Genomic DNA, 14,570 nt, shown 5'->3' on the forward strand with positions numbered 1-14,570 from the left:
CGCGCAGGGCGCCGTTTCCGTGTTCCTCGGCCACGGTGTGGCCGGTCATGACGCTCCTTGGCTGTTCTGTACGGCGTGCGCCCACTGCTCGTGGCGGGTTCGGGGGTTCAACAGGGCGCAGTCACCGCATTTGCCGCCGCCGGGCAGGCGGTAGTAGAGGCAGCAGCTGTGCCGGATGAAGAAGAGGTGCCCGGGGGCGGGCTCGGCCAGCTCGCCCCTGCCCCGCAGCACTCCGCGGGAGAGCAGCTCATGGCCCAGCGGGATCGCACGGGCCGCCAGTTCGGGCCGCTGCCGGGTGACCGTCCAGAGCGTCCCAGCCAGGGCGGAGGCGGCGTTGCCCCACAGCAGTCCCGGTGCGATCTCCGTGATCTCCTGTACGGCTCGGGCCAGTGGTTCCATGAGCTCGGAGACCACGTTGCGGTACAGCGGTTCGGCGACCCGGCGGGGGTCTGTGATCTCCCAGGCCACCGGGCGTGGGGCCCACAGCGGGAGCGGCCCGGTCGGCGCGGGCCGCCAGTGCACGCGGATCGGAGCCAGGTCGACGAGCAGGTCGTGGATGAGGATCGCGCCGACGACCGGTGACCACAGCCGTGCGGTCAGGCCTTGGAACAGGATGGAGGCGGCGACCCGGGTCTCGCTCGTGCCCAGGCGATGCCCGACGTCGGCGATCATGGCCGACAGTGCTTTCCGGTCGGTGAACAGGTCGGTGAGCGGCCGCCATGCCGGCTCGGCGTGCTCGGCCGGGTCTGTGGCGATTTCGAAGTAGGCGCTGATGGCGGACATCTCGGCCAGGGCCCCGGTGGCCAGGCGGGGTTCGGCGGGCAGCAGGCCCGGCCTGGGCCTGTCCGGGGTGAGCTTTGCGGTTACGCGGCGGGCCCAGGTGGTGAGCTCGGGAAGGGAGGCGAACCAGTGTTCCGCGCCGTCGAACGCGGCGTGGTAGCCGTCGCCGGTCCACTCCACGGCCAGGTCGGCGGATCCTTCGGCCACGGTCTTCCACCCCTGCCGAGCCAGGGCCCGTTCCAGCGGCGCCCGGTGGAGGCCGTCGGCGGCGAGGGCGTGCTCGCGGGTCAGTCGCCGTAGCGGGCCCATCAGCGCGGCCCTGGAGGGGCCGTCCAGGACCATGCGGACGGCTCCGTCCGTGAACTCCTGGCTGAACCTGCGCTGAGGGCCTCGTGCCACTAGCTACCTCTTTCAGGCTATTTCCGCTCTTTCGGGCGGTTTATCCGGAAGAGCTGGAACCTCCCACGTCATCATGGGTCAGACGGTTTCGGCGCGGACGCGCAGGGCCGCCTGGACCATGTTGCCGAGGCCGACCTCGGTTTCGCGATAGTCGCGGGTCTTCAGGCCGCAGTCGGGGTTGACCCAGAGCAGGGCCGGGTCCACCGAGGCCACAGCTCTGCGCAGGGCGGTCTGTATCTCCTCGGTCGAGGGCGCGCTGGGTGAGTGGATGTCCCACACGCCAGGTCCGATGCCGCGCCGGTAGCCGGCGGTACGCAGGTCGTCCAGCAATTCCATTTTCGAGCGGGCCGCCTCGACGCTGGTCACGTCGGCGTCCAGGTCGCCGATGGCGCCGATGATCTCGCCGAACTCCGAATAGCACATGTGGGTGTGGATCTGTGTGGTGTCGGCCACTCCGCCGGTGGCCAGCCGGAACGCGGCGACCGCCCACCCCAGGTATCCCTCGCGGTCCGCCCGTCGCAGCGGCAGCAGCTCGCGCAGCGCGGGCTCATCTACCTGGATGATGCGGATGCCCGCGGCCTCCAGGTCATGGATCTCGTCGCGCAGCGCCAGTGCCACCTGTCGCGCGGTTTCGCCAGGTGGCTGGTCGTCGCGGACGAAAGACCAGGCCAGCATGGTGACAGGCCCGGTCAGCATGCCCTTGACCGGCTTGGCTGTCTGGGACTGAGCGTAGGTGGCCCACCGCACCGTCATCGGCTGGGGACGGGAGACGTCGCCGAACAGGATCGGCGGCCGGACGCAGCGGGTGCCGTAAGACTGCACCCAGCCGTGCTCGGTGGCGGCATACCCCTCCAGCAGTTCGGCGAAGTACTGCACCATGTCGTTGCGCTCGGGCTCGCCGTGCACCAGCACATCCAGCCCCAGGTCCTCCTGCAGCGCGATGACCCGGTCGATCTCGGCCTTCATCCGCCTGTCGTATTCGGCCTGGTCGATGTGGCCTGCTCGGAGCGCGGCGCGGGCCTGGCGTACCTGCTCGGTCTGCGGGAAGGAGCCGATGGTGGTGGTGGCCAGCGGTGGCAGGCCCAGGCCGGCGTTCTGCAGGGCGAGCCGTTCGGCGTGCGGCGCGCGCGGGGTTCCCTCGCCCAGGGCTTCCAGCCTGGCCCGTACACGGGCATCGAGGAACCTGTCGACTCCGATCTCCTCGGGGATGACGACCTCGCCGTTCAGCGCCTGGCCGATCCGCACGACCTCGGTCACCTTCTGCCTGGCAAACGCCAGCCGCTCGCGCAGCCGGGGATCCAGCGAGGTCTCGGCCGAGAGGTCGAGCGGGACGTGCAGCAGCGAGCAGGAGGTACTCACCACCAGCCGGTCGGTCAGGCCCAGCAGCGTGGCGCAGGTCGCCAGCGCGCGTGCCGGGTCGGTCCGCCACACGTTGCGGCCGTCCACGACTCCGGCGACCAGAGTCTTGCCGGGCAGCCCGCCGATGGCGCCCAGTGCCTCAAGGTTGCCAGGCCCGGCGACGAAGTCCAGGCCGATCGACTCCACCCTGGTCGCGGCCAGGATCTCCAGCGCGGGCCCGATCTCGCCGAAGTAGGTCGCCACCAGCAACCGAGGGCGGGAGCTCAGCGAGCCCAGCCGCTGGTAGACGCGGCGCAGCGCGGCCAGCTCCTCATCGGTGCGGTCGGCGGCCAGTGTCGGCTCATCCAGCTGCACCTCGGCCACCCCGGCGGCGGCCAGCCGCTCCAGCAGCTCGGTGTAGACCTCCGCCAGGGCGTCCAGCAACCCCAGCGGCGCGAAGCCGGAAACGGTGGATTTGGCCAGCAGCAGGAATGACAGCGGCCCCACCAGAACGGGCCGGGTCTGGACGCCCAGCTTCCGTGCTTCGGTGTACTCGGCCAGCGGTTTGCTCCAGTCCAGCCGGAACCGGGTGTCCGGGCCGAGCTCGGGGACCAGATAGTGGTAGTTGGTGTCGAACCACTTGGTCATCTCCAGCGGCGCGACCCCTTCGGCGCCGCGGGCCATCGCGAAATACGGGTCGGCGGTGCCGGTGAACCGCTCGGGCACCGCGCCGACCAGCATGACTGTGTCCAGCACGTGGTCGTACAGGGAGAAGGTGTTGGACGGGATGGCGTCCAGCCCGGCGGCCGACAGCTCCCGCCACGTCTGGCTCCGCAGTTCGGCGGCGGTCTCTCGCAGGCGATCGGAGTCGATCCGTCCCGCCCAGTAGTCCTCGGTCGCCCGCTTCAGCTCGCGGTGGGCTCCGATGCGGGGGTAACCCTGGATGGTCGTGGTGACCTGGCTCATGGCGTCCTTCCCTCGGCTCATGCCATGTCGGTCCACGGCCGTGCGGAAGGCATGCGAAGGACGCATCCCAGGTCCTCCCGCGAGACCATGGACCACCACGCGCCGGGCGGCGCGCGGGCGGCAGGCAGGTCTTCGGACTCATGGGCGCCTTACTCTCTCCTACCGGCCGTCGCTTCCCAGACGAGAAATATGTCGTCCAGTGCGTGTGACGGCTTTCGTTCCCACTCACCGCTGCGGGGCAGTCCCGGATTCACACCGGGTTCCCTCTTACGACTCCCGGCACCAGGACGGCATCGGGAGAACCAACCGCCTTGGGAGCATATATGAGCAGGCACCTCCCCAACGGTCCAGGCTGGCCGAGGGCGAGCCGCTGTGGCGCGTGCACGAGGCGGTCTTCGCCGTTCTGGCGCTGGAGTCCGAGCCGGTGGACCCGCGTTTGTGATCTCCGGGTAAAGACAAGTGAAGAAGGGCGGCATTTCCCCGAGAGGGACGGTGGCTCCCCGTATACGGGTCCATATCGTTGGAGGCCGGGCCATCAGGGAGGATCGTCGTGAAGTTCGATCGTGCGGCTCTGCGTGAGGTCGTCGCCATCCACGACGACCAGGGGGTGCTGTCGTTCTATGTGACCGCCGACCCCCGGGAGGAGGCGGCGGCCCGGCCCGCATGGCGGATCCGTTTCGGTAACCGGCTCGCCGAACTGCGGAAGGAGGTCACCGCCGATGGGGACCGGTCGCGGCGGATGGCCGTCCTCAAGCGGTTGGAGGGGCTGGAAACGGAGCTCGGGCTGCTGCTCAACCCGAACGAGTCCGGGCTGGGGCGGGTGCTGTTCGCCCCGGTCAGCAGTGACAAGGCGTGGATCTTCTCCTTCCAGCTACCGGTCGCCGACCAGATCGTGCTGGAGTCGACGGCCTACGTGCGGCCGCTGGTCAACACGGTCGAGACCGCACCGCCCGCCGGGATCGCGCTCGTCTCCCGGGATGGGCTGCGCATGATCGACTACCGGTACGGCCTGGCCGAGGAGGTCGGCAGGACATCCTTCGAGGCCGGTACCGAGGAACGGCGGCAGACGCGTGGCGCCGCCTCCTCGGAGCCGGCCCAGCAGATCGTGACGCCACGGGACAAGTTCGAACGCCGGGCCGAGGAGAACCTCGCCAGGCTGCTGCGCGCCACCGGGCCGGGCATCACCGAGCAGGCCGCGAGCCGGGGCTGGACGGCGGTCGTGCTGATCGGTGATGTCCAGCTGACCGAGATCGTGGCGGCGGAGCTGACCGGCGACGTCATCCAGATCGACGCGGTGGTGGACGCGCTGCCCCCGGCGAAGATCGCCGAGTACGCGGAACCGCAGTTGCTGGCCGCCCGCACCCGGTTCGCCACCGCGCTGGCCGGCCGGGCCAGGGACGCCGCCCTGTCCGGTGGGCGCGGCGCCGTCGGCCTGGCGGACACGCTCAACGCGCTGAACGAGAGCCGGGTGGCGCAGCTGTTGCTGGCCGAGTCCCGCGAGTGGAGCGGCAGCCGTACGGCCGACGGGCGGCTCTGCCCGCCTGACCAGATCCCGCAGGGGGAGCCGGCGCAGACACACGTCCGGGAGCCCCGGATGGGGGAGCGCATGATCGAGCGGGCTCTGGACATCGACGCCGAGGTGATCGTGCTGGACCAGCAGGCCTCCGAGGTCCTCGCCGATCTCGACGGGGTAGCCGCGATCCTGCGCTGGTAGGGAAGTGGCCGCCTCCGCCCAGTGGGTGGCCAACTGGCTGATCACCGTCTCCTCTCCGTCCCTGGCGGCGTGGAGTCTGGCCGGTGCCTATGTCGGGTACGCCTTCTTCGCCGCGCTGTCCTCCGTCTCCGTGTGGTGGAAGATCAGGGAGGCCGAGGGACGCAAGCTGGAGGACATGGGCTAGGTTCACGCCCTGGTCTCCAGGCCGGCGGTGCCTTTTTCTAGCGCCTGTACCTGCGATGGTGCCACTGACCGCGGTGGTGCCACCGCCTGCGGTGGAGCATGCCCATCATCCCCACCACCAGCCAGGCGAGGAAGACGAACTTGAGCATTCCGAACCCGGTGATCGCAGCCGCGGCGGCCACGGCCAGGAAGACCAGCAGGATGATCGGCGGGCCGCCCCGGCGGCCCATCCCGTGGCGGTGCCAGGCCGCGGGGTGAGGGGGCGTCCAGCCCTGGCCGTGTGCGGCGCCGTCACCCTTGGGACGGGAACCGGGCAGCTCGGGTAGGTCGGCGGAGACCAGGGCCAGGTCGCGACCGGTGCGCGCGGACAGGGTCAGTTCGAGGCGTTCGTCGAGCTCCTGATGGGTCAGACGGCCCTGCGCGTAGTGCTCGCGCAGGGCCGTCATGGCCGCATCGCGCTCGGCGTCTCCGATACGGAGATCGTCCCGGGACGTCACAGAGGTCTCACTCCTCACCGGGGTCGTCGCCGTCCGCCAGGACCTGGTAGAGCTTGCGGCGCGTCTCGACCAGGATCTGCCTGGCCTGACGGACCTGCGCGTCGCTGCCGGTCTGCAGGATCTGCAGCATGGCGAATCCAGACTGGCGGGCCAGGTTCATCAGCTCCCAGGTGCTGTCGTCGACGTCGGGCGTCATCTCCTCCCACGGGGCGCGGACCTCGTCGGTGTGCTCGGCCACGTAGTCCCGGCCCGCCTCGGTGAGCCGGAAGGACTTGCGACCGTCGCTCTCCTCCGACAGGACCAGGCCCTCGTCGGTGAGCTGCTGCAGCGCCGGGTAGACCGCGCCGGGACTGGGCTTCCAGCCTCCCTCGCTGCGCCGGTCGATCTCCTGGATGATCTGGTAGCCGTTACGCGGCTCCTCGGAGAGCAGCGCGAGGATGGCGGCGCGGACGTCACCCCGCTTCGCCTTACGCCCCCGGCCGAACGGTGGCCGCCCGCCGAACGGGCCGCCGTGCCGTGGGCCGCCCCTGCCGAAGTCCCACGGGAAGGCACCGCCGGGGAAGGGGCCGCGGTGCCCCCGCTGCCGGTGCTCGTGAGGGCCCCACCCGTGCGGGCCGGGCTCGCCGTGGTGGGGGCCACCCTGCTGCCAGCCGGCGGCCATGGTCCGCCAGGTCTCCCTGGCGGCGCGCTTCATCTCGTGCCGGATCTCGGCGGGAATGACACCCGCCCACCGGCCGCCCATCGCATGTGCGGACGTCATGATTCCTCCTCGGATCGCGATCGTCTTTCGATCGTTCTCGATGCTTCAAAGATATATCGAGAACATTCTAACGACAAGCCTATGGGCGATATGGGGTCTTTGGGTGACTCAGTCCTTGCGGGGTGCGGGGAGAAGGTCGTTCCCGCCTTCCGCCGGGTCGGTTGAGCGATTATGGTGTAACCATCTAAGGCTTATAGGTGGTTACACCATGGTCGTCTATGCGGAACGGGTGAGGGAACAGTGCGGCGGAACGAGACGGTGCTGGTCGGGTTCACCGTGGCGACCAACCTCGCCGACGGGGTCGCCAAGATCACACTTCCCCTGCTCGCGGTCGGGCTCACCGACTCACCCGGCTTGGTCGCCGGGGTCGGTCTCACCTTGACGCTGCCCTGGCTGCTGGCCTCGCTCCACGTGGGGGTGTTCGTCGACCGCAACGACCGCAGGCGGCTGGCCGCCGCGGCCAACCTGGTCAGGCTCGTGGTCGCGCTGGGCCTGCTGGCGACCGTCGCCGCCGGGGCGCTCTCGCTGCCGCTGCTCTATCTGGCGGGCGTGTCCATCGGCCTGGCCGAGGTGGTGGCGAACTCCGCAGTCGGCGCCCTGGTCCCGGCGGCCGTGCCGAGGGAGCGGCTCAGCCGGGTCAACGCCTGGATCGCCGGTGCCGAGACCGTCGCCAACGAGTTCGCCGGCCCGGCCGTCGGCGGCCTGCTGGTCGGCGTCGGCGCCGCGCTGGCCCTGGGCTCGTCGGCTGCGGCCTTCGCTTTCGGAGCGGTGCTGCTCCTGTTTCTCGGCGGCCGGTTCCGCGCGGCCGCTCCGCCGGAGCGCGGCCCCGGAGCTGGAGGCGAGCCGGGACGGCTCAGGGTGGAGATGGTCGAAGGGCTGGCCTTCCTCTGGCGCCACCGGCTGCTCCGCACCATGTCCCTGACCATCGCGGTGCTGGTGGCCTGCTGGAGCGCGTGGCTGGCGCTCCTGCCCTCCTACGCCGTCCAGGTGCTCCACCTCGACCCGGCCGGGTACGGCCTGCTGCTCAGCTCGATCGGCGTGGGAGGGCTGCTCGGCGCCGTGCTCGTCACCGCGGCCAACCGCCTGCTGGGCGTGCGCTGGGTGCTCTTCGCCGATCTCGTCTGCACCATCGTCATGATGGTCGTCCCGGCGGTGTTCCCCCAGGCCTGGGCGGTCGGCGTGGCCGCGTTCCTCGGAGGGGTGGGCGGCACTCTCTGGACGGTGAACAGCCGCACCCTGGCCCAGTTGGTCGTCCCGGACCGGCTCCTCGGCCGCTACGGTGCGGCCGCCCGGCTGCTGAGCTGGGGAACTCTTCCGGTCGGCGCGGGCCTGGCCGGGCTGCTGGCCGAGGCGGTCGGGCTGACGGGGGCGTTCGCGGTCTTCGCCGTGCTGGCCGTCCTGCCCGTCGTGCCGTTCCTGATGGCGGTGACCGAACGTGAGATCATGATCGCGGAACGAAAAAGTGAGATAGATCACGCAATTCTCAGCTGATTTTGGAACAAGCACTGAGACCTGCACGTTACAAAGGACGTAGACGGGATTCGTTCCGTGCCGGAAGGGCTGGGGGGTGCTTTCGGTGCGGAACGGTCCCGTCTGTCGTTTCCGGGACATGCGGGCGATCCGCCGGGAAGTTTTCCCGGCGGATCGCCTGTGTCCCGCGACGTTCTCCGCTCGACGGCACCCATCGCCTTCCCCGTCCGTTCCCTGTGCGCAGGAGGGGCGGCGCCCACTGGGGACCTCGCGGCCATCCGGCGACGCGGACCCCGCCCCGCGGTCCGGAAGTCACCTCTTCCCGGATTGATCTCACCGCCTCGGCGCGCCGATGACGCAAAGTGGCACGGTCCTCCGCTTGACGCGGACTTTGCCGTACAGTCTCCTGAGGTGATCTTGATGGGGGTGTTCGGCGGATGATGGGGCATACGCACGCGCTGACAGGGGCGATAGCCTGGCTGGGGATCGCGCCGACGCTGGCCGCCCTGCCGATCCTCACCGAGTCCTCCCGGTTCATCGAGACCGGCGTCATGGTGAACGCGCTCACCCCGGCCGAGTTCGTCGCCGGGGCGCTGATCTGTTCCGGAGCCGCCATGCTGCCGGATCTGGATCACCCCGGTGCGACGATCGCCCATACCTTCGGCCCGGTCACCTGGGGCCTGAGCAAGGCCGTCGCGTGGCTGAGCGGCGGTCACCGTCACGCCACCCACTCGCTGCTCTTCGCGGCCGGCGCCGGATTCGGCGCCCACTACCTGGCCAACACCTATCCGATCGGCCGCGACATCATGGTCGTGCTGCTCATCGGCCTGGCGCTGCGGGCCATCGGGATCGGCATCCCGGGCAAGAAGTTCGCCTCCGCGATGGTCAACATCGGCCTGACGGTCGGGCTGTTCGCGGTGTTCCGCAGTGACCATGTGGGCTACGCCTGGCTGGGGCTGGCGGTCGCGGTCGGGTGCCTGACGCACGTCATAGGGGACTGCTGCACGGAGAAGGGCTGTCCGGTGCTGTGGCCGCTGAGGCAGCGCTGGGTGCTGCCGTGGAAGATCGGGATCAAGACGGGCCGTGCCTTCGAGCAGAAGTTCCTCGCCCCGGTCCTCTCCGTCGTCGTCCTCGGGCTGCTGTACCTCCGGCTCGCCCCCATCTGAATGTACTAGCAGGTAACTTGATGTCGAGATATCTCTGGGGATATCTTGATGTCGAGACATCTGTCGCGGCCGTGAGAACCTGGTTAGGCATACCTGACTGACATGGGCACTTCGACGGTGCGGCAGGATTCAGATGCGCCTTTTTTATGGTGGGCGCGCCAGACAACTGGTTGATGAGGGAGGCAGATCGTGTCCGCGAACAGCTTCGGCAGCCGTGACACGCTCCGCGTCGGTGACGCGGGATACGAGATCTACCGGCTGGACGCCGTCGAGGGGGCGGGACGCCTCCCGTACAGCCTGAAGATCCTTCTGGAGAACCTGCTCCGCACTGAGGACGGCGCGAACATCACCGCCGACCACATCCGTGCGCTCGCCCAGTGGGATCCCACCGCCGCGCCGAGTGTGGAGATCCAGTTCACTCCGGCCCGTGTGATCATGCAGGACTTCACCGGCGTCCCCTGCGTCGTGGACCTGGCCACCATGCGTGAGGCCGTCCGCGACCTCGGCGGCGACCCCGCCAGGATCAACCCGCTCGCGCCGGCCGAGATGGTCATCGACCACTCCGTCATCGTCGACTTCTTCGGCGGCCAGGACTCCTTCCAGCGCAACGTCGAGCGGGAGTACGAGCGCAACCGCGAGCGCTACCAGTTCCTGCGCTGGGGCCAGACCGCCTTCGACGAGTTCAAGGTCGTCCCGCCGGGCACCGGCATCGTGCACCAGGTCAACATCGAGCACCTGGCCCGCGTCGTCATGATCCGCGACGGCAAGGCATACCCCGACACCTGCGTCGGCACCGACTCCCACACCACCATGGAGAACGGCATCGGCGTTCTCGGCTGGGGCGTAGGTGGCATCGAGGCCGAGGCCGCGATGCTCGGCCAGCCGATCTCCATGCTGATCCCGCGCGTGGTCGGCTTCAAGCTGACCGGCAAGCTCCCCGCCGGCGCCACCGCGACCGACCTGGTGCTCACGATCACCGAGATGCTGCGCAAGCACGGCGTCGTCGGCAAGTTCGTCGAGTTCTACGGCGAGGGCGTCTCCAGCGTGCCGCTGGCCAACCGGGCCACGATCGGCAACATGAGCCCCGAGTTCGGCTCCACCTGCGCGATCTTCCCGATCGACGGCCAGACGATCGACTACCTCACGCTGACCGGCCGCTCCGCCGAGCAGGTCGCGCTGGTCGAGGCCTACGCCAAGGCCCAGGGCCTGTGGCTGGACCCGTCGGCCGAGGAGCCGGTCTTCTCCGAGTACATCGAGCTGGACCTGGCCACGGTCGTCCCGTCCATCGCCGGCCCCAAGCGCCCGCAGGACCGCATCGCGCTGTCGGAGGCCAAGAGCGCTTGGCGCGCGGCCGTCAAGGACTACGCCCCGACCGTCCTGGGCCCGGTCGACGAGTCCTCCGACGAGTCCTTCCCGGCCTCCGACTCCCCGGCGATCTCTCACGGCGGCATCGGCGACGGGCCCCACCCCGCCCACCTCAATGGCGACCGCCCGCGCAAGCCGGTCCAGGTCACCCTGGCCGACGGCACGAGCTTTGAGATCGACCACGGCGTGGTGACCATCGCGGCCATCACCAGCTGCACCAACACCTCCAACCCGTACGTCATGATGGGCGCCGCGCTGCTCGCCAGGAACGCGGTGGACAAGGGCCTGACCCGCAAGCCGTGGGTCAAGACCTCCCTGGCCCCGGGCTCGCAGGTCGTCACCGGCTACTTCGAGCGCTCCGGCCTCCAGCCCTACCTCGACAAGATCGGCTTCAACCTGGTCGGGTACGGCTGCACCACCTGCATCGGCAACTCCGGCCCGCTGCAGGAGGAGATCTCCGCCGCGATCCAGGCCAACGACCTCGCGGTCACCGCCGTGCTGTCCGGCAACCGCAACTTCGAGGGCCGGATCAACCCCGACGTCAAGATGAACTACCTGGCCTCGCCGCCGCTGGTCGTCGCCTACGCCCTCGCGGGCACCATGGACATCGACCTCAACACCGAGCCGCTGGGTGTCGGCTCGGACGGCGAGCCGGTCTTCCTCGCCGACATCTGGCCCTCGCCGGAGGAGATCTCGGCGGTCGTCGCCTCCTCCATCGACCAGGACATGTTCCTCAAGGACTACGCCGACGTCTTCAAGGGCGACGAGACCTGGCGCTCGCTGCCGATCCCGACCGGCGACACCTTCGAGTGGGACCCGGCCTCGACCTACGTCCGCAAGGCCCCCTACTTCGACGGCATGCCGGCCTCTCCGGAGCCGGTGACGGACATCTCCGGCGCGCGGGTTCTGGCCAAGCTGGGTGACTCGGTCACCACCGACCACATCTCCCCGGCGGGTGCCATCAAGGTCGGCACCCCGGCCGCGGAGTACCTGCGCGAGAACGGCGTCGCGGTCAAGGACTTCAACTCCTACGGCTCCCGCCGGGGCAACCACGAGGTCATGATCCGCGGCACCTTCGCCAACATCAGGCTGAGGAACCTGCTGCTCGACGGTGTGGAGGGCGGCTACACCCGCGACTTCACCCTTGAGGGCGGCCCGCAGTCCTTCATCTACGACGCCTCCGCCAACTACCAGGCCGCGGGCATCCCGCTCGTCGTCCTGGCGGGCAAGGAGTACGGCTCCGGCTCCTCGCGCGACTGGGCGGCCAAGGGCACCGCGCTGCTCGGCGTCCGCGCGGTGATCGCCGAGTCCTACGAGCGCATCCACCGCTCCAACCTGATCGGCATGGGCGTGCTGCCGCTGCAGTTCCCCGAGGGCGAGACGGCGGAGTCGCTGGGCCTGACCGGTGAGGAGACCTTCGACATCGCCGGGGTCGAGGCGCTCAACGAGGGCGGCGTCCCGCAGACCGTGACGGTCAGGGCCGGTGACAAGGAATTCCAGGCGGTCGTGCGCATCGACACCCCCGGAGAGGCGGACTACTACCGCCACGGCGGCATCATGCAGTACGTCCTGCGCTCCCTGCTCGCCAAGAGCTGAGTCAGGGGGGCGGGGCGGCACGTAAGCCCCGCCCGCAGAGGGGGAACGCCCCGAACGAGAGCCGCCCGGCGGGACATCATCCCGCCGGGCGGTTCCATGTCCCGCCACAAGACGGCCGTCCCCCGGCGGCCCGGGAGCGGGGCGACGTCCCGTTCCGTCGGCGTGTCACCGCGCGGCGGCCCGTCCGCACGGGAGGCGGCACACGCCTGCCCGGTGGGCGCCGGCCGGCGGATATCCGCTTGCCCGGCAGGGAGGGGCGGGCTCTACGGTCTGCCCATGAGTGATGAGGCGTTTCTTCTTGTCCTGGCGGGGACGGCGGTTTTCGCCGGGGCGGTCGTACAGGGGGCGATCGGCTTCGGGCTGGGACTGGTGGCCGCACCGGTGATCACGATGCTCGATCCCTCACTGATGCCCGGTGCCATCCAGGTGGTGAACGCGACGTTGCCGCTGTTCACCCTGGCGGCCGAGTGGCGCAGGGTGGACTGGCGCGGGCTGGGGTTCGCGGTCCTTGGCAGGTTGCCGGGAAGCCTTCTGGGGGGCCTGGTCGTCGTCCAGATCTCCACCCAGGCCCTGGGATTCCTCGTCGGGACGATGGTGCTGGCCGCGGTGGCTCTCACCACCTGGGCGGTGTCCGTGCCCCGCAACGGGGCGACCATCACGGGGGCGGGTTTCCTGTCGGGCGTCACCGGCACCGCGACCGGCATCGGCGGTCCGCCGATGGCCCTGGTCTACCAGAACGCCAAGGGGCCTCAGATCAGAGCCACCCTCGCGATGTTCTTCCTTCTCAGCGCCACCCAGTCGCTGATCGTTCTGACGGTCCTTGACAGGCTTCCGGCCCAGGCGCTGACCTTCGGGGCGACGCTGGTCCCGTTCCTGGTCGCCGGCTTTCTGGTGTCCGGTCCGCTCCGCCGTTTCCTGGACGGCGGCAGGGCCAGGGCCGCTGTCCTCGCGCTGGCCGCGGTGTCGGCCGCTTCCTTGATCGCGCAGAGCACGCTCGGCTGAGTCCGTGTTTCTGGATTGTTACCGGCCACAACAAACTTTACCCGTTCAAGATCTGGCGTTCCTGGCCAACGGCGGAATACGTTGCGGCAAACAACATTCAACGGAACGGTGAGCCGGAAACCGGACGGCTGTACCCGCGATCTTGGCATGCCCCCCTCCGGAGCCCACCCCCCCACGTCCACCCCCCACTCTCCGAAGAAAGGACCCGTGCACCATGCGCAAGGGGATCCTCAGCCTGACCGCCGCCGCCGCGGCCATGACCCTCGGTCTCACGGCCTGCGGGGGTGAGAGCGACACCACCACCGCCCAGGACGGTGCCGCTCCCGCCGAGAGCCAGGCCGCCGGCAAGGTCGGCGTCATTCTGCCGGACAGCAAGTCCTCCGCCCGATGGGAGACCGCCGACCGCAAGTACCTGGAGGAGGCGTTCAAGGCCGCGGGCATCGCCTACGACATCCAGAACGCCCAGGGTGACAAGACCCAGTTCCAGACCATCGCCGACCAGATGATGACCAACGGCGCGACCGTGTTGATGATCGTCAACCTGGACAGCGGAACCGGCAAGGCCGTACTCGACAAGGCCAAGTCCCAGGGCGTGGCCACGATCGACTACGACCGGCTGACCCTGAACGGCGGCGCCGCCTACTACGTCAGCTTCGACAACACCAAGGTCGGCACCCTGCAGGGGGAGGGCCTGGTGAAGTGCCTGACCGACAAGAAGGCCGACAACCCGATCGTGGCCGAGCTCAACGGCTCGCCCACCGACAACAACGCCACGCTGTTCAAGAACGGCTACGACAGCGTGCTCACGCCCAAGTACGACGCCAAGGAGTACGTCAAGGGCCCGGACCAGTCGGTGCCGGACTGGGACAACGCCCAGGCGGGCACGCTCTTCGAGCAGATGCTCACCGAGCAGCCGAAGATCGCCGGTGTCCTGGCCGCCAACGACGGCCTGGGCAACGCCGCCATCGCCGTGCTGAAGAAGAACAGCCTCAACGGCAAGGTCCCGGTCACCGGCCAGGACGCCACCGTGCAGGGCCTGCAGAACATCCTCGCCGGTGACCAGTGCATGACGGTCTACAAGGCGATCAAGAAGGAGGCCGACGCGGCCGCCGCGCTCGCCATCGCGCTGGCCAAGGGGGAGAAGCCCGCGGCGACCGGCTCGGTGAAGGACACCGAGAGCGGGGCGGATGTACCCGCGGTCCTGCTCGACCCGCAGGCCATCTTCCTGGACAACGTCAAGGAGGTCGTGGCCGACGGGTTCGTGACCAAGGACGAGCTGTGCGTCGGCGAGTTCGCCGCCAAGTGCACCGAGGCCGGAATCCAGTAACGCGCCG

Annotated in this window: 11 protein-coding genes, 1 pseudogene and 1 riboswitch; of the genes and pseudogenes, 8 read left to right on the top strand and 4 right to left on the bottom strand. The window is 69.5% G+C overall.

Annotated elements, in window-relative coordinates:
- Positions 1 to 45: 45 nt before the first annotated feature.
- Positions 46 to 1,179, bottom strand: coding sequence for a (2Fe-2S)-binding protein (locus ACIN94_RS09300; protein WP_400701956.1), 1,134 nt, complete (start codon positions 1,177 to 1,179; stop codon positions 46 to 48).
- 78 nt (positions 1,180 to 1,257) lie between these two features.
- Positions 1,258 to 3,483 (bottom strand): 5-methyltetrahydropteroyltriglutamate--homocysteine S-methyltransferase, encoded by a 2,226-nt coding sequence (gene metE, locus ACIN94_RS09305; protein WP_400701959.1) that lies wholly within the window; start codon positions 3,481 to 3,483, stop codon positions 1,258 to 1,260.
- A 105-nt stretch (positions 3,484 to 3,588) separates the two neighbouring features.
- Positions 3,589 to 3,805: riboswitch (cobalamin riboswitch) on the bottom strand.
- Between the two features lie 24 nt (positions 3,806 to 3,829).
- Between metE and ACIN94_RS09310 the strand changes: the two are divergent.
- The 3 genes and pseudogenes from ACIN94_RS09310 to ACIN94_RS09320 form a co-directional block, all read left to right on the top strand.
- A pseudogene (locus tag ACIN94_RS09310) lies at positions 3,830 to 3,925 on the top strand (hypothetical protein); the annotation flags it as partial.
- A 108-nt stretch (positions 3,926 to 4,033) separates the two neighbouring features.
- Entirely contained in the window at positions 4,034 to 5,197 is a 1,164-nt protein-coding gene (locus ACIN94_RS09315; RefSeq protein ID WP_400701962.1) for a VLRF1 family aeRF1-type release factor, read from the top strand.
- 4 nt (positions 5,198 to 5,201) lie between these two features.
- Positions 5,202 to 5,381, top strand: coding sequence for a hypothetical protein (locus tag ACIN94_RS09320; protein ID WP_400701965.1), 180 nt, complete (start codon positions 5,202 to 5,204; stop codon positions 5,379 to 5,381).
- 37 nt (positions 5,382 to 5,418) lie between these two features.
- On the opposite strand, the gene ACIN94_RS09325 is transcribed toward ACIN94_RS09320, so the two are convergent.
- Positions 5,419 to 5,877 carry a DUF1707 domain-containing protein gene (locus ACIN94_RS09325; protein WP_400701968.1) on the bottom strand — a complete coding sequence of 153 codons (459 nt, stop codon included), beginning with the start codon at positions 5,875 to 5,877 and terminating at the stop codon, positions 5,419 to 5,421.
- 7 nt (positions 5,878 to 5,884) lie between these two features.
- Positions 5,885 to 6,637, bottom strand: coding sequence for a PadR family transcriptional regulator (locus ACIN94_RS09330; RefSeq protein WP_400701971.1), 753 nt, complete (start codon positions 6,635 to 6,637; stop codon positions 5,885 to 5,887).
- Positions 6,638 to 6,877: 240 nt separating this feature from the next.
- Here ACIN94_RS09330 and ACIN94_RS09335 point away from each other — a divergent pair, with 240 nt between their 5' ends.
- The 5 genes from ACIN94_RS09335 (at position 6,878) to ACIN94_RS09355 (ending at position 14,563) form a co-directional block, all read left to right on the top strand.
- Positions 6,878 to 8,128 carry an MFS transporter gene (locus ACIN94_RS09335; protein WP_400701974.1) on the top strand — a complete coding sequence of 417 codons (1,251 nt, stop codon included), beginning with the start codon at positions 6,878 to 6,880 and terminating at the stop codon, positions 8,126 to 8,128.
- 416 nt (positions 8,129 to 8,544) lie between these two features.
- On the top strand, positions 8,545 to 9,273 hold the full coding sequence (locus ACIN94_RS09340; RefSeq protein WP_400701977.1) for a metal-dependent hydrolase: 729 nt from the start codon (positions 8,545 to 8,547) through the stop codon (positions 9,271 to 9,273).
- Between the two features lie 189 nt (positions 9,274 to 9,462).
- Positions 9,463 to 12,234: an aconitate hydratase AcnA gene (gene acnA / locus ACIN94_RS09345; protein WP_400701980.1), complete on the top strand. Its 2,772-nt coding sequence runs from the start codon at positions 9,463 to 9,465 to the stop codon at positions 12,232 to 12,234.
- Positions 12,235 to 12,510: 276 nt separating this feature from the next.
- The gene (locus ACIN94_RS09350; protein ID WP_400701983.1) at positions 12,511 to 13,236 is read left to right on the top strand and encodes a sulfite exporter TauE/SafE family protein; all 726 of its coding nucleotides are present in this window, start codon (positions 12,511 to 12,513) and stop codon (positions 13,234 to 13,236) included.
- A 214-nt stretch (positions 13,237 to 13,450) separates the two neighbouring features.
- Positions 13,451 to 14,563 (top strand): sugar ABC transporter substrate-binding protein, encoded by a 1,113-nt coding sequence (locus tag ACIN94_RS09355; RefSeq protein WP_400701986.1) that lies wholly within the window; start codon positions 13,451 to 13,453, stop codon positions 14,561 to 14,563.
- Positions 14,564 to 14,570: the final 7 nt, after the last annotated feature.

The sequence above is a fragment of the Streptosporangium sp. NPDC087985 genome (assembly GCF_044741965.1).
Taxonomy (GTDB): domain Bacteria; phylum Actinomycetota; class Actinomycetes; order Streptosporangiales; family Streptosporangiaceae; genus Streptosporangium.

What these genes read in the sequence shown, in the direction of transcription:
- ACIN94_RS09340 (WP_400701977.1), top strand. Translation starts at nt 8,545, where the DNA reads ATGATGGGGCATACGCACGCGCTGACAGGGGCGATAGCCTGGCTGGGG.
- metE (WP_400701959.1), bottom strand. Translation starts at nt 3,483, where the DNA reads ATGAGCCAGGTCACCACGACCATCCAGGGTTACCCCCGCATCGGAGCC.
- ACIN94_RS09330 (WP_400701971.1), bottom strand. Translation starts at nt 6,637, where the DNA reads ATGACGTCCGCACATGCGATGGGCGGCCGGTGGGCGGGTGTCATTCCC.
- ACIN94_RS09350 (WP_400701983.1), top strand. Translation starts at nt 12,511, where the DNA reads ATGAGTGATGAGGCGTTTCTTCTTGTCCTGGCGGGGACGGCGGTTTTC.
- ACIN94_RS09355 (WP_400701986.1), top strand. Translation starts at nt 13,451, where the DNA reads ATGCGCAAGGGGATCCTCAGCCTGACCGCCGCCGCCGCGGCCATGACC.